This is a genomic window from Flagellimonas onchidii (assembly GCF_004804315.1).
GTDB classification, from domain to species: Bacteria; Bacteroidota; Bacteroidia; order Flavobacteriales; family Flavobacteriaceae; genus Flagellimonas; species Flagellimonas onchidii.
Window position 1 is genome coordinate 65902 of sequence record NZ_SRXX01000009.1, and the last position, 24055, is coordinate 89956.

Annotated in this window: 21 protein-coding genes, 1 other RNA gene and 1 pseudogene; 17 read left to right on the top strand and 6 right to left on the bottom strand. The window is 39.4% G+C overall.

The annotated features are described in order from the left end of the window. The first annotated feature begins 3 nt into the window (after positions 1–3). The 5 genes from E4661_RS10845 (at position 4) to E4661_RS10865 (ending at position 6136) form a co-directional block, all read left to right on the top strand. A complete protein-coding gene (locus tag E4661_RS10845) occupies positions 4–1236 on the top strand; it encodes a M48 family metallopeptidase (protein ID WP_136467207.1) in 1233 nt (410 codons plus the stop codon). A 44-nt stretch (positions 1237–1280) separates the two neighbouring features. Next, positions 1281–3485, top strand: coding sequence for a RelA/SpoT family protein (locus E4661_RS10850; protein WP_136467209.1), 2205 nt, complete (start codon positions 1281–1283; stop codon positions 3483–3485). 42 nt (positions 3486–3527) lie between these two features. Beyond that, positions 3528–3983 (top strand): Fur family transcriptional regulator, encoded by a 456-nt coding sequence (locus E4661_RS10855; protein ID WP_136467211.1) that lies wholly within the window; start codon positions 3528–3530, stop codon positions 3981–3983. A gap of 12 nt (positions 3984–3995) precedes the next feature. After that, entirely contained in the window at positions 3996–5264 is a 1269-nt protein-coding gene (locus tag E4661_RS10860; protein WP_136467213.1) for an adenylosuccinate synthase, read from the top strand. 356 nt (positions 5265–5620) lie between these two features. Next, positions 5621–6136 carry a hypothetical protein gene (locus tag E4661_RS10865; RefSeq protein WP_136467215.1) on the top strand — a complete coding sequence of 172 codons (516 nt, stop codon included), beginning with the start codon at positions 5621–5623 and terminating at the stop codon, positions 6134–6136. A 307-nt stretch (positions 6137–6443) separates the two neighbouring features. On the opposite strand, the gene E4661_RS10870 is transcribed toward E4661_RS10865, so the two are convergent. Then, positions 6444–6704 (bottom strand): hypothetical protein, encoded by a 261-nt coding sequence (locus tag E4661_RS10870; RefSeq protein ID WP_136467217.1) that lies wholly within the window; start codon positions 6702–6704, stop codon positions 6444–6446. Positions 6705–7085: 381 nt separating this feature from the next. On the opposite strand from E4661_RS10870, the gene E4661_RS10875 reads away from it, so the two are divergent. From E4661_RS10875 to E4661_RS10925, 11 genes and pseudogenes are all read left to right on the top strand, one after another. Then, positions 7086–7796 (top strand): membrane or secreted protein, encoded by a 711-nt coding sequence (locus tag E4661_RS10875; RefSeq protein ID WP_136467219.1) that lies wholly within the window; start codon positions 7086–7088, stop codon positions 7794–7796. Positions 7797–7882: 86 nt separating this feature from the next. Beyond that, positions 7883–8458 (top strand): annotated as a pseudogene (locus E4661_RS19420) (sugar O-acetyltransferase). A 274-nt stretch (positions 8459–8732) separates the two neighbouring features. Beyond that, complete coding sequence (locus tag E4661_RS10885) at positions 8733–9377, top strand: hypothetical protein (RefSeq protein ID WP_136467221.1); 645 nt, start codon at positions 8733–8735, stop codon at positions 9375–9377. A gap of 136 nt (positions 9378–9513) precedes the next feature. After that, positions 9514–9915 (top strand): hypothetical protein, encoded by a 402-nt coding sequence (locus E4661_RS10890; protein ID WP_240751461.1) that lies wholly within the window; start codon positions 9514–9516, stop codon positions 9913–9915. Positions 9916–10036: 121 nt separating this feature from the next. Then, positions 10037–11737 (top strand): OstA-like protein, encoded by a 1701-nt coding sequence (locus E4661_RS10895; protein WP_136467225.1) that lies wholly within the window; start codon positions 10037–10039, stop codon positions 11735–11737. Next, positions 11737–12933 (top strand): aspartate aminotransferase family protein, encoded by a 1197-nt coding sequence (locus E4661_RS10900; RefSeq protein ID WP_136467228.1) that lies wholly within the window; start codon positions 11737–11739, stop codon positions 12931–12933. The genes E4661_RS10895 and E4661_RS10900 overlap by 1 nt, the downstream gene beginning before the upstream one ends. Before the next feature lie 86 nt (positions 12934–13019). Beyond that, positions 13020–14420, top strand: coding sequence for a tetratricopeptide repeat protein (locus E4661_RS10905; protein ID WP_136467231.1), 1401 nt, complete (start codon positions 13020–13022; stop codon positions 14418–14420). A 23-nt stretch (positions 14421–14443) separates the two neighbouring features. Continuing rightward, positions 14444–15361: a DUF368 domain-containing protein gene (locus E4661_RS10910; RefSeq protein ID WP_136467233.1), complete on the top strand. Its 918-nt coding sequence runs from the start codon at positions 14444–14446 to the stop codon at positions 15359–15361. 17 nt (positions 15362–15378) lie between these two features. Continuing rightward, on the top strand, positions 15379–16416 hold the full coding sequence (locus tag E4661_RS10915) for a DUF368 domain-containing protein (protein ID WP_136467235.1): 1038 nt from the start codon (positions 15379–15381) through the stop codon (positions 16414–16416). Further along, on the top strand, positions 16370–17122 hold the full coding sequence (locus tag E4661_RS10920) for a shikimate dehydrogenase family protein (protein ID WP_136467238.1): 753 nt from the start codon (positions 16370–16372) through the stop codon (positions 17120–17122). The genes E4661_RS10915 and E4661_RS10920 overlap by 47 nt, the downstream gene beginning before the upstream one ends. Positions 17123–17263: 141 nt before the next feature. After that, on the top strand, positions 17264–19309 hold the full coding sequence (locus E4661_RS10925; RefSeq protein ID WP_136467240.1) for a DUF349 domain-containing protein: 2046 nt from the start codon (positions 17264–17266) through the stop codon (positions 19307–19309). A 23-nt stretch (positions 19310–19332) separates the two neighbouring features. Here E4661_RS10925 and E4661_RS10930 read toward each other — a convergent pair whose 3' ends face one another. The 5 genes from E4661_RS10930 to E4661_RS10950 all read right to left on the bottom strand — a co-directional run bounded on the left by E4661_RS10930 (position 19333) and on the right by E4661_RS10950 (position 22207). After that, a complete protein-coding gene (locus E4661_RS10930) occupies positions 19333–19752 on the bottom strand; it encodes a CBS domain-containing protein (RefSeq protein WP_136467242.1) in 420 nt (139 codons plus the stop codon). A 70-nt stretch (positions 19753–19822) separates the two neighbouring features. Beyond that, positions 19823–21394, bottom strand: a complete 1572-nt coding sequence (gene rny / locus E4661_RS10935) for a ribonuclease Y (protein ID WP_136467244.1) — start codon at positions 21392–21394, stop codon at positions 19823–19825. A 51-nt stretch (positions 21395–21445) separates the two neighbouring features. After that, positions 21446–21555, bottom strand: a non-coding RNA gene (gene ssrS, locus E4661_RS10940) — 6S RNA. Between the two features lie 54 nt (positions 21556–21609). Continuing rightward, complete coding sequence (locus tag E4661_RS10945; RefSeq protein WP_136467246.1) at positions 21610–21903, bottom strand: cell division protein ZapA; 294 nt, start codon at positions 21901–21903, stop codon at positions 21610–21612. 13 nt (positions 21904–21916) lie between these two features. After that, complete coding sequence (locus E4661_RS10950; RefSeq protein ID WP_136467249.1) at positions 21917–22207, bottom strand: hypothetical protein; 291 nt, start codon at positions 22205–22207, stop codon at positions 21917–21919. A gap of 153 nt (positions 22208–22360) precedes the next feature. Here E4661_RS10950 and E4661_RS10955 point away from each other — a divergent pair, with 153 nt between their 5' ends. Then, entirely contained in the window at positions 22361–24052 is a 1692-nt protein-coding gene (locus tag E4661_RS10955; RefSeq protein WP_136467251.1) for a M23 family metallopeptidase, read from the top strand. Positions 24053–24055: the final 3 nt, after the last annotated feature.

Sequence of the window (24055 nt, forward strand, 5' to 3'; positions counted from 1 at the left end):
GCTATGGAAAAAACTACTTTGTTCTATGTGATCATCGCAATATTGGTGATTCAATACACTATCCAACAAGTTCTTGAATTTCTCAATGCCCGTAGATTTAAGTCCAGCGTGCCGGAGGAACTTAACGATGTTTTTGATCATGCCGAATATCAAAAAGCACAGCAATATCAGCGAGCGAACTACAAATTTGGATTGTTTTCCGATGGTTTTTCACTGATTTTGACCCTTTGTTTCTTGTTTTTTGGAGGCTTTGAATGGATTGATGGCATTACCCGTTCCATAACCGAAGAGGCTATTCCCATGGCATTACTCTTTTTTGGATTTATTCTATTGGGTAGTGGAATTTTGGGGTTACCCTTTTCCTACTATCAGACCTTTGTTATTGAACAAGAGTATGGATTCAACAAGACCACGAAAAAACTCTTCTTTTTGGACAAATTGAAAGGCAGCCTACTTGGACTTGTATTAGGTGGCGGTTTACTTACACTGTTCATGCTTTTCTATAAATGGACGGGGCCCAACTTTTGGATTTATGCATGGCTATTGGCAGGTTTTTTCATATTATTCATGAATTTGTTTTATAGCAGATTGATTGTCCCATTGTTCAACAAGCAAACACCGCTCACCGAGGGTAACCTTAAGAATGCCATTGAAAATTATGCCCACAAGGTTGGTTTCGAGCTTAAAAACATATTTGTTATTGATGGTTCCAAACGATCCACAAAGGCCAATGCCTATTTTTCAGGTTTTGGCAGGGAAAAGCGTATTACCCTGTTCGATACATTGATCAATGATTTGGAAGAAGATGAAATTGTGGCAGTTTTGGCACATGAAGTAGGTCATTATAAACGAAAACATATCATTTTTAACCTTGCAGTGTCATTGGGATTGATGGGGCTCACTTTGTATATTTTATCCCTTTTTATCAATACACCAGAAATTTCGTTGGCCATTGGAGTGTCAACACCGAGTTTTCATGCTGGACTTATCGGATTTGTGCTCCTTTACAGCCCAATCTCGGAAATCACTGGCCTTGCAATGAATTATCTGTCCAGAAAGTTTGAGTTCCAAGCGGATGATTATGCTAAAGAGACTTTTGCACCGCAACCTTTGATCACCTCTTTAAAAAAGTTGTCCAAAAACAGTTTGAGCAATCTCACCCCTCATCCGGCCTATGTTTTTGTGCATTATTCCCATCCACCCCTAGTTGAGCGCATTCGGAACTTAAAGGCATAATTTTTGTTGTTTAGCTAATTAGATTGTGCTAACTTTAATATACTATGACGGAGGCTGCTATCGAAAAAGAGAATAAGGAGATTGCCAAGCAATATAAAGAATTGCTTCGCATAAGCTATCAAACCTTGACCAATGAGGACAAGAAGTTGATACGCTCTGCTTTTGATGTAGCCGTTGACGCCCATAAAGATCAGCGCAGAAAATCTGGCGAAGCATATATTTTCCACCCTATCGCCGTTGCTAAAATCGTGGCTTCAGAAATTGGGTTGGATGCTGTTTCCATTGCCTCCGCCCTGCTCCACGATGTTGTTGAGGATACCGCTTACACTTTGGACGACATTGAGCGGATGTTCGGCGAAACCGTTGCTCGTATTGTTGACGGGCTTACCAAAATAGCACACCTCAAAAAGGATAAGGACATCAGCCAGCAAGCTGAGAACTTTAGAAAAATGTTGCTGACCCTTCATGATGATGTGCGTGTGATCATCATCAAAATTGCGGATCGGTACCACAATATGCTCACCATGGATGCCATGCCAGAGCACAAACAGGTGAAAATTGCTTCGGAAACGCTTTACATCTACGCTCCTTTGGCACACAGAATCGGACTCTATAATATTAAGACCCATCTGGAGGACTTAAGTTTAAAGTACACCGAACCTGAAGTATACAGCGATATACGTGCTAAAATCGAAGATACCGAAGAGGAGCAATTGGCCTATATTGAAGATTTTTCCAACGTCATCCGAAACTCATTGGATAAGGAAGGCCTCAATTACGATATCAAAGGTCGGATGAAGTCCATTTTTTCCATCCGAAGGAAAATGAAGGCCCAAAATGTTTCCTTTGATGAGGTTTACGACAAATTCGCCATCCGGATTACCTACAAATCAGACCGGAAGAACGAAAAATTCCTTGCTTGGAAAATCTATTCCATAGTAACAGATCACTTCACCCCTAACCCCATTCGACTTCGGGATTGGATTACTTCACCAAAATCCACAGGTTATGAAGCGTTGCATATAACCGTTATGGGCCCGAAAGGAAAATGGGTCGAAGTCCAGATTCGAAGTGAGCGGATGCACGAGATTGCTGAAAAAGGCTACGCTGCACACTTTAAATACAAACACGGAGAACAAAAAGAACAAGGCATTGAAGACTGGTTGAATCGTTTACAAGAGGCCCTGGAAACCTCCAATGGGAATGCCGTCGATTTTGTAGAGGAATTCAAACTGAACCTCTATTCCAAGGAAATCTTTGTCTTCACCCCCAAGGGAGATTTAAAGTCAATGCCGAAAGGCTCTACGCCTTTGGATTTTGCCTTTCATATCCATACAGAAGTCGGCATGAAAACCCGTGGAGCTCGCGTAAACGGAAAGCTTGTACCACTGGGCTCAGAACTTCATAGTGGTGATCAGGTGGAAATTATCACCTCCGAAAGTGCCAAACCCAATCAAAGTTGGCTGGATTATGCCACAACGGCTAGGGCGCGCTCCAAAATCAAATCCTCTTTGAGCGAGGAGAAAAAGAGCATTGCAGCAGACGGTAAAGAGGTGCTTCGTAGAAAGCTAAAGTCCCAAAAAATAACCCTGAACGAGGATACGGTCAACAAACTGGTCACTTTTTTCAAGCTAAAGACCAGTCTGGACCTGTTTTATCGTGTGGGAATCGGGGTCATCGATAATGAACGCATCAAGGATTTTGCATCGTCTTATCACAATGCCTTCCTGAATTTCTTCAAAAATAAAATCCGAAGAAACCCTACTCCAAAAGATGTCAATAAGGAAGAAATCACCACCAAATATGATATGTTGGTGTTTGGCAAAGAGGAGGAAAAACTAACTTACAAGCTTTCGCAATGCTGTAATCCCATACCTGGGGATGAGGTTTTCGGTTTTGTGAGTGTTAACGACGGCATTAAGGTTCATAGCAAAAACTGCCCTAATGCCATTTCGTTACAATCCAATTATGCGTATAGAATCATGTCCGCCAAATGGATAGATTCCACCCAAGAAGAATTTGCTTCGGATATAGAGATTACCGGAATCGACAATATGGGATTGGTTAACGACATCACCAAGATTATTTCGGACAACATGCACGTGAACATGCGAAACCTTAATTTTAGTGCGGATGGTGGTACTTTTAAGGGAAAAATAACTTTGGTGGTAAAAAACAACAATATCCTTAAAAGATTGATCAATAATTTAAAGCAAGTTGAAGGGATAGACAAAGTGACCAGAATTTAATTTTTAGCTGTACCTTTGCCTTTTAGCATAGGTGGGAAAACTATGGGGAACAATAAAAATCAAGAAATTGTAAAAAATGTGTTTACGACCTTTTTAGAGGAAAAAGGACACAGAAAAACACCTGAGCGCTACGCTATTTTACAGGAAATCTATGAAAGTGACGACCATTTTGATGTAGAATCACTCTATATTAAAATGAAGACCAAAAATTATAGGGTCAGTCGTGCCACGCTTTACAACACAATTGAGCTTTTATTGGAGAGCAAGTTGGTTCGCAAGCATCAATTTGGTAAAAACCAGGCGCAATACGAGAAATCGTACTTTGACCGTCAACACGACCATGTTATTCTTACTGACACAGGAGAAGTGAAGGAATTTTGTGACCCCCGCATACAATCCATCAAAAAAACCATTGAGGAGGTTTTTGATATCAAAATCCACAACCACTCACTCTATTTCTACGCAACAAAAAACAAAGAAGAAAACCTAACCGAATAACCAACACATTTCATGGTAGATTTATTGCTTGGACTCCAATGGGGAGACGAGGGAAAAGGAAAAATTGTTGATGTACTTACCAAAGATTATGACATTATAGCCCGTTTTCAAGGAGGTCCCAATGCAGGGCACACCCTAGAGTTCGATGGCATTAAGCACGTACTGCACACCATTCCTTCGGGAATTTTCCATAAAAACGCCATGAACATTGTGGGCAACGGCGTGGTCATCGACCCGGTCATCTTTAAAAAGGAGCTGGACAATCTGGATAAGTTCAATATCGATATTGTTTCCAAGCTATTGATCTCAAGAAAGGCACACCTTATTCTACCCACCCACCGTTTGTTGGACGCCGCTTCGGAAACCGCCAAAGGAAAAGCCAAGATTGGTTCTACCCTAAAGGGTATCGGCCCAACCTATATGGACAAGACGGGAAGAAATGGTATGCGTGTGGGCGATTTGGAGTTTGATAACTGGAAGGAAAAATACCGAAACCTCGCCAATAAGCACGAAGCCATGATCGGGTTCTACAATGTGGACATCCAATATGATCTGGCCGAATTGGAGGAAGAGTTTTTTGAAGCTGTGGAATCGTTGAAAAAACTAAACTTCATCGACAGCGAGGAATATATGTTCAAGGCGCAGGTCGAGGGCAAAAAAATATTGGCCGAAGGTGCACAAGGGTCGTTGTTGGACATTGACTTTGGAACCTACCCCTTTGTGACCTCATCCAACACCACAGCTGCCGGTGCTTGTACCGGATTGGGCGTGGCACCGAACAAGATTGGCCGTGTTTTGGGAATTTTTAAGGCGTACACCACCCGCGTGGGCAGTGGCCCCTTCCCTACCGAGCTTTTTGATGAAGACGGCGAGACCATGGGCCGCGTAGGAAACGAATTTGGCGCCACCACCGGAAGAGCCAGACGCTGCGGATGGCTCGATTTGGTCGCTCTAAAATATGCCGTACAAATCAACGGCGTTACCGAACTGATGATGATGAAGGCCGACGTATTGAGTGGTTTCAAGACTATTAAGGTTTGTACTGCCTATAAATACAAAGGCGAGGAAATACAGCACCTACCCTACAATATAGAAAGTGAAAATATCACACCGATATACACAGAGTTGAAAGGTTGGGCCAAGGATCTCACCAAAATGACCAATGCCGATGAACTGCCACCAGCATTGAACGAGTACATCGCCTATTTAGAGGAACAATTGAATGTACCAATCAAAATAGTCTCTGTAGGGCCAGACAGGACGCAGACCATTCATAGGTAGGTCAAATATTGTTGAGTGAACCAATAATATCTATCTTAAAGGTCTTCTCAGCGGTAAAAAAATATTCGAAAAACTCAGGAGACTTATCCGGTTTTGTGAATGAACAACTCACCTATAACAGAAGTTGTCTTGGTAAAATCCGTTGGCACTTCGTTACGGACAATTGCCAACACGAACTTCCATAAAAAAAACCAATCAATAGGCGCCGAAACTTCATTAGATTTTTAAAACAATTTCCCTTTACAATAGATTTAAAACACTTCTGAAAATTTTACTTTGGGTTGGTAATTAGATAAACAAAAGTTTACCCCTCCATTTTAATAGCTGAATACTTTTATCTCATTGGAACTTATGAGATGAAAAACCTTCTTTTCCTTGCCTGCGTTACCTCTTTATTGGTCATTTGTATCTATTACGACCAGAAAAAGCAGGAGTTGCACCCTGGAGACATCACATTTACTTTTTTTGATGCCGACAATGATGCGTTTGGAATTGTTGCGCATGTAGACATTCCGTCAAATACCATAGTCCATTTCACCGATTCTGAATGGAATGGCAATCGTTTTGGGTTCGATGAGAACAATTTGTCTTGGAACACTGGTGGAAACAAAATAACTGCAGGCACCCATATCAACTTTACAAAATTGGATACGCTACCCTCCGTCAACATCGGATTTTTAAAAAACAAGATGAAAATCTCAAAAAAGGAGGATGCCATATTTGCATACTCGGGCCATACCAGAATGCCTTCCGTTTTTCTGGCTGCTGCAGCCAATAGCGTAAATGCGTACGGAACCTTGATAAACACAGGATTGCAGCAAGGTACATCGGCATTGCTGTTCTCCGGTGAACCAACCGCCGAAGCACGTTGACCAAAAAGCAATGGATGGTGCCTAAAAAAGTGCTGAAATTGTTGTTTTGAATGAAAGTGTCCCCTTTAGACGCTATTCCATTGCTCACTACTCATTGTTCGTTGTTCACTGCACATTGTCAATTGTTCATTACAACATAATTCCACAACATGTCACACTGAGCCCGTCGAAGTGTGTTTTAAGCCTCTACAGACTATCCTTCGACAAGCTCAGGATGACAATCTTCCAGCTTTCAGTTGGAATCTTCCTTCCCATTACTCATTGTTCACTGCACATTGCCAATTGTAAATTGTCAATTGTCCATTGCTCATTGTAGCGTGTCCTCAATAAGCTGCCAGAGCACCTTAATTTGGTACAGCGCCTCTTTTTCAGCATCGCATAAAGGTTCTGTGGACTCATAAATCGCAATATCGTGTACCCATTTTAGGGCTTTTACCCGATCAGGGCCGTCAAGGACATCTACATATTGCAACAATTTTAACTGGGCGGGGCTAAGTTTTGATACGTCATCCTTCGCCATGGGAGCATTACATTCAGAACAGTGCTTACACTCTTCACCATTTCGCATAATAAGGTGATTAAAAAATTAAACAAAGGAAAGGTCATTGAAAACCTATCAAGGTGATTTCTTGAAAGGTTTGAGGACTTACACCTTTTGCCTATCCATATTTTAAATTCGGACGAGGTTGACGAGACCAACCGCAAAACGATAAGTGTAGCGACCCAAAGATACGGTTTAAATTAAAATGGTGGGATTTATCTTTAAACAACCAAAGGTTAATCGTGTAAAAAGGGTAAATTGGGGGCAATACAGAAATAATCCTCTTAAGAAAAAATGAATTTAGATGAATTGAAGAGCAGTATTCGAAAAGTGTCTAAAGAAGATATCATTCAAAAATTGGCAAATCATATTTCGAATTGGAAAACAGACAAGCAAAATACGTAGAAAATGAAAACATTAATTACATCACTCATTTGCGCCTTCCTCGCATTGGGGCTCAAGGCCCAGAACATTATCGGTGCATGGGAAGGTTATTCAACCGCTGAAAATGGGGACAAACTTAAAAACGTGGTCATTTTTGCCGATGGCTATCAAGTAATCAGCGTCTACAATGCCGCTAACGGAAAATTTGTTCGTACCAATGGTGGCACTTGGAAGTTGGATGGGGATATGATGACGGAAAAGGTAGAATTTGATACGGACAATCCTTCACGTGTAGGTTCCGAGATAAGTTTTAAGGTGATTATTACTGAAAATACCATTCAAATTGATGGTTCCGACATGAAATTGATCAGAATCGATAACGGGACCCCGGGTAAGCTTAGCGGAGCCTGGTTGATATCTGGTCGAGGTAGGGATGGTAAAATGCAATCGATTGATACCAACAGACCAAGAAAAACCATGAAGATTTTATCCGGAACCCGATTTCAGTGGATAGCTTACAACACAGAAACCAAACAGTTTATGGGAACAGGCGGAGGCACCTACACCACCAAAAATGGTGATTACAAGGAGAACATCGAATTCTTTTCAAGAGACGATTCCAAAGCAGGATTGAGTCTAAATTTCAACTATGAGCTTATAGATGGCAAATGGCACCACTCCGGCTTGTCGAGCAAAGGAGATCCCATTCATGAAATATGGAGTATCAGGGAATAAATGTATTGGATAGGATATTACTGATCAAAACTATAGCTTTAACCAAAAGGAAGTTTCAAAATTGTTCCTAAAAACGAACTATCCCAATGACCGAAAAAGAGAAAATGCTTAAGGGAGATTTTTATAATTCACGAAATCCGGAATTGTTGAAGATGTACCACAAAGCAAGAAGGTTGCTAAAGTAATACAACAATCTGGATTCGGAATTACTGGAAGAGCGGGTGCAGATTTTAACAGAGTTGTTTGACTATAAAGGCGATGGTGTTTGGATTGAATCTCCTTTCTTTTGCGACTACGGTGAAAATATTTCTATTGGAGAAAATACTTTTGTCAATACCAACTGTATGTTTTTGGACAACAATAAAATCATTATTGGCAAAAATGGATTGATAGCTCCATATGTTCAAATCTATACCACAGATCACCCTTTAAAAGTATCTGAAAGGATAATTGGTAATGGAAACCAAACTCGATATTTGACTTCGACCAAACCTGTAAAAATTGGAGATAATGTTTGGATTGGAGGAAATTCCGTCATTTTTCCGGGGGTGACCATTGGAAATAATGTGACTATTGGAGCGGGAAGTGTGGTCACCAAAAACATTCCTGATAATGTCTTGGCATTCGGAAACCCATGTAAGGTAAAAAAGAAATTAAACTAAAAATGATTTGGTAGTGAAACTATAGCCAAGGACAGCAAACTCAAATCATAAAAACCAATCCCCTTCGCATTTACTTTATTTTTATCAAAAGCTTCTATCTATAGTTTTACCAAAACAAAATAATAACCCGTCAATTATAAACAAGGTTCTGTAGATCCAGAGAAGCAATCCATCAAATCATACGGGAGAATTGTATTTGAGTTATATAGTTTCGTCGACTAATGTTTTCATCAAAATCAATTCTTAACCACCAATTATGATAAATAAGCAAAGTATGCTCGCACTAGTATTTTTAATCGGATTTACCTCCTGTAATCAAAAAGTGAAATCCGATAAAAACCAAACATCCAATCATTCTGACAACACTATTGAACAACATCCTGATTCGAAAGACAAAGATTTTTATTGCGAGATAGCTATTGGAAACGTCAAGGAAAGAAGTACTGACTTTAGTTTGAAAACTACGCCCGGTCCAAAACAGGGCTCCATCATGACTCATTTTGATATTTATTTAAATGAAGAGATTCCTAATCAATATCCTTCTTTAAAAATTGACATGACCTTGTATCGTCAATCAGAATCTGCTCAGCTGGAAGTAGGAACCTATAAACTTGGCGCCCTTTTATCTTTAGATACTTTCAGTTTCGACAGTGTATGGGACATGGATACCTATAAAAACGCAGTTGAGGCTAATAATTTGGACGGCATTATGGAAGATTATGTGCTTGTTCCTGATGAATCCAACCAAGTAATTATCGAATCGGTTTCACCATCAAAAGCAAAAGAAGACGCTGTTCTTTTTGAAGAAGGAAGCAAAATTGTTACCGGTACCTTTGAAGCGACCTTATTAAAGGTTTCCACCAAGGAAAAAACTAAATTGAAGGTCAAATTCAAAGTCAATCATAATTGGATGCTGTGAGGAATAGAATACAATCCCAAAAGAAACCTTAGAATTTGGGTCAACAACCTTAAAAATGTGTCGCTACGGAACCAACATATATAAATCTCACTATGCTTGTTTTGAGTGTAGAAAAACGTTCAAACGAAAACTTTTGATGGATATTGACCGAGACTCTTGCTATTCTGGAAGGTCGGAAAATGTTCCTTCAAAATGTCCAGAATGTGGAAATTTAATGGCCAATATGGGGTTGGACTTTGAATCTCCTAAAAAAAGTGACGTCAAAGCCTGGGTTCACACGAAAAACCTCTACGAATCAGGAATCACCTACCATTCCTGTGGTTGTTCCGGGCCGGGCCATGTCCCCAAAGACAAGAAAAGACTAATAGCATTCTTAGACAAGCTTAAACTCGAATACATTGAACATCGAAGGTTCTGGTCGAATCGAATTGAACCACAAAACCAGAATGGTAAGGATAAAGTAAATCTGGACAAAGCCGTCAAGTATTGGAGTGAAAAAATTGATTTGTTGGAAAGCAGGCTGAAAATACTAAAATAGAAGAAAAACAATGGACACATACAGTTCTTCGTGTATATAAGCACTTTGATACTATTAAACCTTTCTAAATCCGCATCGGTACTTTAGCTAAAAAGCCTACTTTTGGGCAAAATTTGATGGATTGAAGACCGTTTCTTTTTTTATAATTGTTTTGTCCTTTTTTGTTACGTTGGGGCAAGATACCCCTCCTCAAACAGAAGGTAGGCAAATCAACATTGTTTACGGAGGTAATTTCACTAAAGATGAAGTTCAATTTCCTGGAGCCTCCATTTTTAGCAAGGATGATGAGCGCCAGGTACAGTTTGAACATCAAGGAGCTGACCTATGGTGTGATATCGCCATTTTCTACTCAACAGAAAACCGATTAAAGGCTATTGGCAACATTCGTTTACAACAGGGCGACTCTATCGAAATGAATAGTGGTAAAATTGATTATGACGGAAACACCAGACTTGCCAAGGCATGGGAAAATGTAGATCTTACAGATGGTCAGATGACCCTTACCACGGATACCTTGTATTTTGACCGGGAAAAGCAACTCTCATATTATAGGTCAGGTGGTAAAGTAGTAGATTCAGCCAATGTGCTTACCAGCATTATAGGCAACTACTTTATGGAACGTAAAAAAGTGCAGTTCCGTAAAAATGTGCATATAGATAACCCAGAATACATCATTGATTCTGAACAACTTGATTACTACCGGGTTTCCAAAAACGCTTACATGTACGGTCCTTCCACAATCATTGGGGAAGATTATAAAATCTATTGCGAACGAGGGTTCTACGACACCAAAATTGAGCAGGGATATGGTGTAAAGAACACTAAAATCAACTACGACAACAAAGTTATTGAGGGTGACAGTCTCTATTTTGACAAGTTGACTTCCTTCGCCTCTGCAACTAACAATATTAAAATCACGGACACCATCAACAATAGCGTTATAAAAGCGCATTACGCTGAAGTTTTTAAAGAAAAGGATTCCGTATTTGCCACAAAAAGGGCTGTGGCCATCAGTTTGGTTCAGCAAGACTCCCTATACATGCACGGAGACACATTATTGGCTACGGGTAAGCCTGATGCAAGAATCATCAGGGCCTTTAGAGCTGCCAAATTCTACAAAACTGATTTGAGCGGAAAATGTGATTCTATCCATTATAGTGAAACCACAGGAGTAACACAACTGATTACCGACCCAATTATTTGGAATGTGGAAAACCAAATCACGGGAGACAGTATTCACCTCATTTCAGATAAAGAAACGGATAAACTGGATTCCCTTAAAGTGTTGGAAAACGCATTTATCATTTCTTTTGACACCATCGGGAAACAAGGGTATAACCAGGCCAAAGGCAAGGATTTATTCGGAAAGTTCATTGAAAACGAATTGAAGATCATCGATTTGGTTAAGAATACTGAGGTAATTTACTATGTATATAATGATGATGACGAGCTTGTCGGAATCGATAAAACAATTTGCAGTAAAATAAGGCTCGAGATAGCCAATAACGACATCGAAGATATTACCTTTTTCGTTGATCCGGATGGCGATATTTTTCCAGATAAAGATCTACCTGTTGAAAGCCGTAAACTAAAGGGTTTTATTTGGCGAGGTGATGAGCGCATTCTGACCAAGGAGGACATTTTTGATGAAGATGACAACAACATAGAATTGGTGAAAATTCGCGGAATTGATAACCCCGTCGATATTGATACCGAAGAACAAGAACGACAGAAGAATAGTGAAAACACAACCTCACAGGCGCCCAATTCCCAAGCCATAAAACCCAAGAAAACGGAGGTTAAAAAAGTTCAACTTCCTTAATGTTAAAAGATGATTTTTTAAAATATCAAGCTCAAACCACACCTCATCCATTGGGTTTGGAGGTCTCCCATGCGAAGGGTAGCTATATCTACGATTTAAACGGAGATAAGCACCTTGATTTTGTAGCTGGGGTCTCGGCCTGTAGCTTGGGCCATTGTCACTCGAAAGTGGTGTATGCCATAAAGGAACAGACAGAAAAGTATATGCACGTGATGGTCTATGGTGAATATGCGCAACAACCGGCCGTAGCTTACTCCAAATTCCTAGCCTCCCTCCTACCTGAAAACTTGGAGACCACCTATTTAGTCAACTCCGGCACAGAAGCCATTGAAGGTGCTATAAAATTGGCCCGAAGATATACTGGTCGTTCGCAGTTGATTGCTGGCAACAAGGCTTATCATGGAAACACCATGGGAAGTTTAAGCCTTATGGGCTACGAAGAGCGCAAAAGTGCGTTTAGGCCACTTATTCCTGATGTTGAATTTATTCAGTTCAATCTGGAATCAGATTTACAAAAAATCACAGAGAAAACAGCTGCAGTGGTATTGGAAACCATCCAAGGAGGAGCAGGTTTTATTCTTCCTAAAAATGGGTATCTAGAAAAAGTCAGAAGGCGATGTAACGACATGGGAGCAGTATTAATCTTAGATGAAATACAACCAGGTTTCGGTCGGACTGGAAAACTTTTCGCCTTTGAACATTACAATTGCGTACCAGACATTCTGGTTATTGGAAAGGGTATGGCATCCGGTCTTCCAGTAGGAGCATTTGTAGCTTCAAAAAAGATGATGGACTCTCTACAAGACCGTCCCAAACTTGGTCATATCACCACTTTTGGCGGTAATCCCGTAATTGCCGCTGCCAGTTTGGCTACTTTAAAAGAAATATCTGAAAATCAACTCATTAAAAGCACCTTAACTAAAGAAAAGCTGTTTAGAAGCCTTTTGGTACATCCTTTGATTAAAGAAATAAGAGGTAAAGGGTTAATGCTTGCCTTGTTGTTTGAAAAAAAGGAAATTGCTGATTATTTGGTATTGACTGCGGCCAAAAATAGATTGATTCTTTTCTGGTTGCTTTTTGAGTCCAAGGCAGTTCGAATATCTCCACCACTAACTATTTCAGAGGACGAAATAGCGGAAGGATGCGAACAAATCACCCGTATTTTAAACGCATACAAGCCAACCTCTGTTAACTAAATTGTTGATAACATACCCAAAATGGCGACTTAAAAATGCCCTTAAACGGCTAATTTTAAGTCCATTGTTAAACAAAACTAGTTTCTATGGCGTTAGATTCTAACGAAAATCCTGACAAGTCCATAAGTAAATTTGAGTCTATGCTCAAAACAGATGACGTCTACTTCTTTGACGCAGAAGACTTTGAGGAAATCATTCACCACTACCTTAATAATGGAAAAGTGTCCTTGGGTAAAAAAGCCATACAAATAGGTTTGGAACAACACCCCAATTCATTGGAATTAAAGCTTTTACGTGTAGAAGTTTTGGTTTTTGAGGATAAATATGAGGAAGCCGAAAGGATGTTGGACCAACTACAGACTATTGATTCGAACAACGAGGAAATTTATATTCAACGCGCAAATATTCAATCCAAACAGGATAATCACCCCGCCGCTATAAATCTGCTTTTGGAAGCTCTTGACCTTTCCGAAGATAGTTTTGACATACACTCTCTTTTGGGGATGGAGTATCTTTTTATGGATGATTTTGAACAGGCCAAGAAAAATTTCATGAAATGTGTTGAGTTTGATCATAGTGATTATTCATCCCTGTATAATGTGGTGTACTGCTTTGAGTTTTTAGAGGATTTCGATGGGGCTATTCTATACTTGAACGATTATCTTGAACGAAACCCTTATTGTGAAGTCGCATGGCATCAATTAGGTAAAATGTACTATACCATCGATATGTATAACGAGGCTTTGACTGCTTTTGACTTTGCTGTAATTTCAGATGATTCCTTTATTGGAGCCTATTTTGAGAAAGGTAAGGTGTTGGAAAGGCTAGGCAGGTATAACGAAGCCATAGAGAACTATGAGACCACCATATCCATAGAAGATCCTACCTCACATGCCTATCTTAGAATAGGTCGATGCCATGAAAAACTCGGCAATAATGACCTTGCCAAATATTATTATTACAATACAGTTCATGAAGACCCCCTTTTGGACAAAGGATGGTTGGCAATAACAGACCTTCATTATAAGCTGGAAAATTTTGAAAAAGCACTTTACTACATCAATAAAGCCATAAACATTGATGGTGAAAATCCTACGTATTGGAAACGAAGTGCAAAAATTTATTCAGTATTAAAGAATTTTGACGAAGCTGATTTTGCTTACAAACAAACAGTAGATTTAGGAAACTATGAGTTGGACACATGGCAAAATTGGGCAGATGTCCTCAAAAATATGGGTGATTATAGCTCCTCCATCCAGGTCTTGGTACAAGGCCTAGAGTTTTATCCTGAAAGTGCAGAATTACTTTATAAACTGGCAGGCATATACCTCAAAAACAAGGAAGTCTTGAACGCCAAGGAAAGATTAGGGATCGCTATGCAGATGGACATTGACAAACTGCAGCTTTTCGAAGCGGAATTCCCTGAATTCAATAATGTCCAATGGTTGAGAACTTTGGTTTCTGAAATCAAAAAAGCCTCAACCTAAACCTCGGATTTCATAATACATACATGACAGTAAGAAAACTCACAGATTATGTGCTCATAACCCTTAAGGGAATAGCTATGGGTGCCGCCGATGCAGTTCCAGGTGTTTCAGGAGGAACCATAGCACTCGTTTCGGGAATATATGAAGAACTTGTTGGAACCATAAGCAACATCAACATTGACCTTTTTAAGTTGTTGCTTAAGGGAAAGATAAAAGAGTTTTGGCAAAACGCCAATGGAAACTTTGTCCTTGCTTTAGGAATTGGCATTTTGGTCAGTTATGTCTCTTTCATGAAACTGGCCAAATACCTGCTTGAACATCACCCTATATTAATTTGGTCCTTTTTTCTGGGGCTCATTATTGCGAGCATTTGGTACATGGCCAAGCAAATTCAAAAATGGACCCCGACTCTGGTTTTATTCTTGATTATTGGTATTGGTATTGGATATTTTTTGACCACGTTGCCAACAGCCGAAGCAAATGATAATTTAGCATACTTTTTCTTTTGCGCGGCAATAGCCATTTGCGCAATGATTCTTCCTGGAATATCCGGAACTTTCATTTTGATTCTTTTGGGGGCATATAGTACGTTGAGTACAGCTGTAGCAGAATTTGATATTAAAAAGCTTTTGGTTTTTGTGTCAGGAGCCGTTATTGGGCTACTAAGTTTTTCCAAAGTTCTTAAGTGGTTGCTCAACAAATATCACTTTCAAACCTTCGCCGTTCTTACAGGACTGATCATTGGTTCCATTAATCAAGTATGGCCTTGGAAAAAGGTTTTACAGACCAAGACTTTTGGTGAAAAGACCGTTGTTATTGACGACGTAAACGTTTGGCCATCAGCTTTCGAAGGGGATAATCAATTAATCCTTGCCATTATCTTAGCCTTAATAGGTTTTTCGCTTATTTTTATCCTGGAAAGAATCGCTTCCAAAAAATAAGGGAACTCACTTAAAGAATGCATCAGCCTAGAACATTTCTGGATAATTTTTTCTTGGTCATAAAAGGACTTTGTATGGGAGCTGCCAACAAAGTTCCTGGAGTCTCTGGGGGTATTGTAGCATTTGTGGGCGGATTTTACGAAGAATTCATCTACTCTCTTCAAAAAATAAACTCCAAAGCATTCAAACTGCTTTTTAATGGAAGGTTCAAAAGTTTTTACCAATATACCAACGGACAGTTTTTGCTATTGTTGATTTTTGGTATGCTGGTGAGTTATTTCAGCATATCACGTGTGCTGGACTATTTTTTGGCACAAAAAGAACTTTACGTTTGGGCAGCCTTTTTCGGGATGATTTTGGGCTCTATCTATTATATCGCTAAGGATTTCCACCACTGGAACAAAAGAACCGTTCTAACGGGGGTTATAGGTCTTATAATTGGAATATCCATTAGTTTTTTGAATCCGGCCACCGAAAATAACAACCTGATTTTTATTTTCTTTTGCGGAATCATAAGTGTTTCCGGAATGACCCTACCAGGACTGTCCGGCTCTTTTATTCTTATCCTATTGGGAAATTACGTATTGCTATTGGTTGATTCCGTGAATGCACTCTATGATACCCTTTCCGAGGTTTTCGTAGGTGACTTTAGTTTCGTGAACAACGCCAACCGGATGGAAACACTTAAAATACTGGCTGTTTTCACCCTAGGTTCCGCAACAGGATTGGTTACTTTTTCCCATTTATTGAGCTATGTGTTAAAGCACTTCAAAGAAATTACCACAGCAGCGATTTTAGGATTTATAACAGGCTCGTTGGGCGTTGTATGGCCCTGGAAAAGAACAATTTATAAAGCTGATGAATTGGGCAATGTATTGTTGGATTCCAATGGGGATAAAATAGTGCTTAATTATCAACGCTACTTTCCTGACTTTAACTCATTGGAAACTTGGTGGGCCATCCTTTTTGTAGTTCTAGGAATTTTGATATTATTGGTTTTGGATTGGTATGGAAAAAACAGAAACGAAAGAAAACAGGTACGGACTGCTGGGTAGAGCAATTTCATACTCTTTTTCAAAAGGATACTTTACGGAGAAGTTTAAGCATTTGGGATTGAATGACCACAGTTATGAAAATTTCGATATTCCCAATATATCGGATTTGGAAACTGTTTTAAAAGAAAGAAGTCCTAAAGGTTTTAATGTTACTATCCCGTATAAAGAAGATGTCATTCCTTTTTTATCTTCGATGGATTCCATTGCAAAAAATATAGGTGCCGTAAATACTGTAAAAATCACAAAGCAAGGATTGATAGGCTATAATACTGATGCTTACGGATTCCAAAAATCTCTGGAACCCCATCTTAAAGCACATCATAAAAAAGCCTTGGTTCTCGGCACTGGTGGAGCATCCAAAGCCGTATGCTATGTTCTGGATCAACTTGGAATTACCCATACCTATGTATCAAGAACAAAAAAAGAAGGACAGCTTTCATACGATGAGCTAAATGAGGATATAATCCGCTCAAATCATCTCATTATTAATTGTTCACCGTTAGGAACCCATCCTAATATTAATGAAAAGCCCCGTATTCCCTACTCTTTTTTGGGCGAAAAGCACTTATTGTTCGATTTGATCTATAATCCAGAAAAAACGGCTTTTTTGAATGAAGGTGAAAGGCGAAAAACAGCTATTTGCAACGGATTGAATATGCTCAAATTTCAAGCCGAAAAAGCTTGGGAAATATGGAATACCCCATAAAAAAAGACCTTTTTCACTGGTTTTCAACTGATTCATATGTAACAAAACTCCCCCAAAAGAAGAATTAATACCTTTGGTATTGGGTAATTTAGTTGTTAACTTGGCTATAATTATCGTCAATCATAGGAAAAGATACTACTGATGCAGGAAAATGAACAAAAACTTCAGGAAACTGAAGGTGGCTCTGAACATATCACGGATAATGTAAAAACAACCCCAGAAGAAAGTCCCATTTCTGAACAAACAACATCCGAAGAATCGGTTGTACCCGAAACTGAAAATGAAATTGTGGACAAAGAGGTTTCCGAACAAACCCAAGACGATACCGCTCCTGAACAACAAGCTGAAGAAGACGACCACATAGAGGAGATTGAGGAATCTAATGCCGAGGACGCTGAGGACACAGACAACGAAAAAAGGCACCAGATTCCAATGTTGGATTACCATTCAATGTCAATGGAAAACCTTGTTGGTGAACTCCAAAGATTAGTCAAAAATGAAAAGGTACAGGCTATAAACAAGCATGTAAGTTCCATTAAATATGAATTCGACCAAAAATTCCAAGAGTTTCTTGAGCACAAAAAAGAAGAGTTTGTAGCCAACGGGGGTAACGAAATTGACTTTCGCTATAACTCTGTGGCTAAAAGACAATTCAATGAGGTCTATTCTGAATACCGTGAAAAGCGTGACCAGTATTATAAACAACTGGAACAAAACCTAAAAAATAACCTTCAAAAAAGGCTGGAGATCATTGAACAACTCAAGGGCCTGGTCAATGTGGAGGAAGACATCAACACTACATATAAAAACTTCAAGGAACTACAAGAAAATTGGCGAAATGCCGGTCCAATTCCAAGAAAGAATTATAACGATGTCTGGCGTACTTACCACCACCATATGGAAATCTTTTACGATTTTCTACATCTAAATAGAGAGCTTCGTGACCTTGATTTTAAACATAATCTCGAGGAAAAGTTGAAATTGGTGGAACGAGCAGAAGCTTTGGCCAATGAACCTGATATCAACAAAGCCTTTAGGGAACTTCAAACCCTTCATAAGATTTGGAAAGAAGATGTTGGCCCCGTTGCAAAAGAGCAACGTGAAGAAATTTGGGAGCGTTTCAGCAATGCCACAAAGGTAATGCACAATAGAAGGCAAGAGCATTACCAAGAATTGGAAAAAGACTATGAAAAGAACTTGGAAAAAAAGCAAGAAATTATTACTTCCATAACTTCGGTAGCCCAGAATACTGCCAATAACCACAGAGGGCTTCAGCAACAAATTAGAGAAATCGAAACTCTTAGGGAGGCTTTTTTTAAAGCTGGAAAGGTTCCGCAAAAGGTCAACGAGCAAACATGGGATGCCTTCAAAGAAGCCGTGCGCAGTTTTAACCGAAACAAAAATGCGTTTTACAAAAACCAGAAGAAAGAACAGCTCGACAACCTAGAAAAGAAAAGGGCTTTATTAGGGCTTGCAATCTCATTGAAAGACAGTGAAGATTGGGATATGGCCACACCTGAGATGAAGCGCATCCAAAGTGAATGGAAAAAAATAGGACACGTTCCCCGAAAATACTCCGATAAAATTTGGAACGAGTTCAAAGGAGCCTGCAACCACTACTTTGACCGATTACATGCAGAACGAAATGAGTCCCAAAAGGAAGAGTATCAAAATCTTGAAAAGAAAAATGAATGTCTAGAACGTTTAAAGGCTTTTCAATTAAGTGGCGACAATGAAAAAGATTTAGTAGCAATCAAAGGGTTTCTCTCTGAGTGGAAACAATATGGGCGAATTCCCTTTAGAAAAAAGCACATAAATAGTAAGTTCAATAAAATTGTGGATGCTCTCTTTAAAAAATTGGGTGTAAGCCGTCAAGAATCAGAACTCATGAAGTATGGCGACAAAATGCAACAACTTGCCAATGCCGATGATGATCGTGCCATAAACAATGAACGAGCATTTATCCGCAAGAAAATTGACGAAAGTAAATCTCAAATCAGACAACTTGAAAACAATCTGCAATTTTTCTCGAATGCGTCAGAGGACAACCCATTGGTTAAAGATGTAATCAAAAATATTGAAAACCATAAGGAAGCCTTGGAAACCTGGCAAGCCAAACTTAAAAAGCTGAATATCCTTAACAACAACCGCAACAGAGAAGAAGCAGAACAAAACGAAGAAGAATAACCTAAACCGCTAGGAGAACCTCGTTAGTACTGTTTGAGCAGATAGTTTATCAAATCTGTCGTTGTTACAATTCCAACCAGCTTTCCATCATCCACAACAGGAAGCGCATGGAACTCTTTTTGGGATAAAAACTCAGCAACTTCCCGTATTGTCGTTTTTGAAGAAACACTTATTACATCCCTTGCCATTACCTGTGATATTGTGAACATATTATATACCATGGTATCTACGCTATCTTCTGTTTCATCTACGGCATCCGCAAAACTGATACGTAACAAATCGGTCAGGCTCAACATGCCAACAATACTACTCCCAGAAACCACTGGGATATGTCGAATTTGATGTTTTTTGAAACGTTCTTCGGCAGTTGTCAGATCATCCACTAAGGTTAAGGTTACCAAATCCTTGGTCATAATTTCCGAAACGGGTACATTCTTTCTCATTTGGATAGATTTTAATATCTACCCATGAAATTACCTCCATTCAATGTACAAAAGAATGACAAAAGTCAGTTTACTTCGCCACGTTTACAGCTCGGGTCTCTCGAATCACGGTTACTCGTACTTGCCCCGGATACGTCATATCGGTTTGGATTTTCTGGGAAATCTCAAATGAAAGTTCGGCAGCCTTATCATCACTTACCTTTTCACTTTCTACAATCACACGAAGCTCTCGCCCGGCTTGAATAGCGTATGCTTTTTGTACGCCGTTGAAACCGAAAGCAATATCTTCCAAATCCTTCAATCTTTGTATGTAAGAATCCAAAACTTGTCGACGGGCACCAGGTCGAGCACCACTAATAGCATCACACACCTGCACTACAGGTGAGATTAAAGTGGTCATCTCAATTTCATCATGGTGAGCACCAATGGCATTGCAAACCTCTTTTTTCTCTCCATACTTTTGTGCCCATTGCATTCCTAAAATGGCATGTGGGGTTTCTACCTCTACCTCGGTATTTGGAACCTTACCTATATCATGTAAAAGTCCTGCTCTTTTGGCCAGTTTAGGGTTCAATCCTAGTTCTGCCGCCATTACCCCACAAAGTTTGGCAACCTCTCTAGAGTGCTGTAACAGATTTTGACCATATGAAGAACGATATTTCATTCGTCCTACAGCTTTTATCAATTCCGGATGTAGTCCATGAATCCCTAAATCAATCACCGTTCTTTTTCCAATTTCAGCTATCTCCTCATTGATTTGTTTCTCCGTCTTTTTCACAATCTCCTCGATTCGGGCCGGGTGAATTCTTCCATCAGTTACCAAGCGATGTAACGATAGTCGCGCAATCTCCCTTCTTACAGAATCAAAACAAGACAGAATAATGGCTTCGGGAGTGTCATCTACAATAATCTCAACCCCAGTAGCTGATTCAAGGGCACGAATATTACGGCCTTCACGACCGATTATCCTTCCTTTAACGTCATCAGATTCCAAATTGAACACGGACACACAATTTTCTACTGCTTCTTCCGTACCAATGCGTTGGATGGTATTGATGATAATTTTTCGGGCTTCTTGTTGCGCCGTAAGTTTGGCCTCCTCCAAGGTGTTTTGCAAATAGGCCATGGCATCTGTTTTGGCAGTTTCCTTCAGAGACTCCAACAGCTGGGCTTTTGCGTCCTCAGCAGAAAGTCCGGAAATCACCTCTAGTTGCTGTACCTGGCTCTTATGCAATTTTTCGGTCTCGGATTGTTTTTTATCAAGAACCTCACTTTTATGGGTGACTTCCTTAATACGTAGCTCTAGCTTTTCGTTTAGTTTTTTGTTTTTTGAAAGCTCGTTGCTTATCTGAGATTCTTTATCCCGAGTACGTTTTTCGGCCTCAGCAATTTTTTTGTCCTTGTTTATGATTACTTTCTCATGTTCCGCCTTAAGCTCCAAAAACTTTTCCTTGGCTTGGAATATTTTATCCTTTTTGATACCCTCTCCTTCCTTCTTCGCTTCCTTTACAATGCCCGACGCTTCTCTTTTTGCGTTGGCAATAGTTTTGGACGCCTTTCCTTTCTCCATCATTTTGGCAATGGTAAATCCAATTGCCAGTCCAACCACCGCGGCTATAATGATTATGATAGTGCTATCCATGTTGATTATGTTTGGTTATAAAAAAAGCCCACATTAGCCGAAGTTTTGTACAAACTCCAAATTACAGGTTTAGGGCTAACAAGTTGCTCAAGGATCCCTATACAGGTAGGGCCTGCTTTTACAACCTAAACTCACCCTTTTCAAATATAATAGTGTTGAGTTTGTCAAAAAATAATTACCAATGTGGGCAGTAACATTATTTTATTTTAAAGAACTTATTCTCCCAGCTTCGAGTAAACCAACTCATCCAATGCCTTTAGGCGTTCAATTGCAGTTTTGGCATTTTCCGAACGGTCTATTCCTCCCTGTTCGATTTTAGAGGCAAATTGCAGTGCACACATGGCCAGAACATCTTGTTTGTCCCTCACCGCATAATTTTGCTCAAACTTTTTGGCCAAATTTTCAATGTTCTTGGCCGCTTTTCTCAATCCCTCCTCTTGCTTGGGGTCTATTGTCAATGGATACACCCTATCAGCAATGGAAAGCTTTATTTTGAGCTTTTCCTCCATATTTGGTTACAAGCTAATCCGCAAGTTTCGCAATGCAAACATCAAGTTCACGAATCAACGTATTTATCTTGAGCTTAGCTTCTGTTTTATTCGTATTACTACCCAGCATTGAATTTGCCATTTTCAGGGAATTATATTTTTCTTCCCATTCGTTTACAGCGTTCTGTTGTAATTGATTTTTCTCTTTTGCAAGTATCAATTCTTCTTTCAATTTAGCGTTTGCCTGATGCAACAATTCCATCTTGTGCAACAGTTTGCTGACTTTATTTTCTAAAGAATCGACAATCTCAACAAGCTCGCCCATATGCAAACATCAATGCGTATAACACAAAGTTAACCAACCTTGTTGTACCTCGCAATACTTTTCGGATTTATTATTTGCCCTGTTTCTGGCACTTTTATTGCTTTTAACAAATCAAAACATTGGTTACTTTCGTAACTAATTATAAACCATTGTATGCGCCCATATTTTTTTGGAGTTATTTATTTAGTTTCCCTTTCCTTACTTGCCCAAGAAAAATACCCAAGTGACATTTTTCAATCCCCAATGGAAATCCCAATAGTGTTGGCAGGCACTTTTGGTGAACTACGATCCAACCATTTTCATTCCGGAATCGATATCAAAACACAAGGTAGGCAAGGACTTCCCATACTAGCGATTGCAGATGGTACGGTTTCCAGAATCAAAATTTCACACTGGGGCTATGGCAAAGCACTTTACATAGCTCATCCGAACGGATACACCTCGGTCTACGCTCATTTGAAAAAGTTCAGCCCCGAAATTGAAGCGTATGTAAAAAGAATCCAATATAAGAAACGATCTTATGAGGTTGAAATATTCCCAGATTTTGGAGAGCTCAAGGTGACCAAGGGAAATACTATTGCATATTCGGGCAATTCTGGCAGCTCGTCCGGGCCGCACCTTCATTTTGAAATTCGTAGTAGTGTTTCGGAAAAACCTACCAATCCTTTGCTTTATGGTTATGAGGTAAGGGATGCCACAAATCCTACTCTGGTGGGGCTTTTTGCCTATCCCCTATCACAAGATGCGGTTGTAAATCAGAGTGCAGAAAAAATCCAGTTGAACTACACCAAACAATCCGACGGAAGTTTTTTAGCAGATAAAGTAACGGCCTTAGGCGTTATCGGCTTTGGGTTTAATGGTTTTGATCGTCAAGATATGGCAGCCAATAAAAATGGCGTATTTGGCGTAAAACAGATTGTAAACGGTAAAGTTTATTCTGAATATGACTTTGAGACCTTTTCTTTTGGTGAGACCCGATACATCAACACTTTAATAGACTATGCTCATTTTGGGAAGCATAGACAGCGTATCCAAAAGTGTTTCAAAGAGCCTTTTAACAGATTGGGCATTTATAAAAACCTTCATAACAATGGAAAAATAACGGTCAAAGAAGGGCTTTCCTATACCGTTGAAATCCTTATTTCAGATATAGAAGGCAATGAGACCAAACTTATCATCCCAGTTGATGGAAAAAAAGAAGCTATAAAGCTTGAAAAAGACGACACGTCAACTGATGATTTTGTTATTGCGGATAAACCGAACAATTTTGATTTAGGTGCCGCTAAAGTTTATTTCCCTGCCAATACTTTCTATAAGGATTTTTATATCGATTTAAAAAAAGGAAAAGATACAGTTGCCATACATGATAACAGCGTGGCCGCCCATAGAAATTTCACCATAAGCTTTAACGTGTCCAAATATCCGCAAAAGGAAAGAAAACAACTTTTTATAGCCCGATTAAATGATAGAAAACAACCGATTCATTCCAGAACGTTCAAACGTGATGGGGCATTTACCACCCGTACTCGATCATTCGGCACCTATACCCTAGCAAAGGATACCATTGCTCCACACATTAAGCCAAAAAACTTTAAGGAGAAACAGTGGTTGAGCAATTACAGCTACTTAAGCTTGGAAATTTCTGATGACTTAAGTGGAATCAGCACTTATAATGCAACACTCAATGGTGAATGGATTTTAATGGAGTACGAACCAAAAACCAGAACAATCACTTATAATTTTGATGATAAGATCTTGGATAAGACACAATGTGACCTAAAAGTTGTCGTTACCGATAATGTAGGCAACTCTAATACCTTTAAAAGTACTTTTTTCAGAAAATGATAT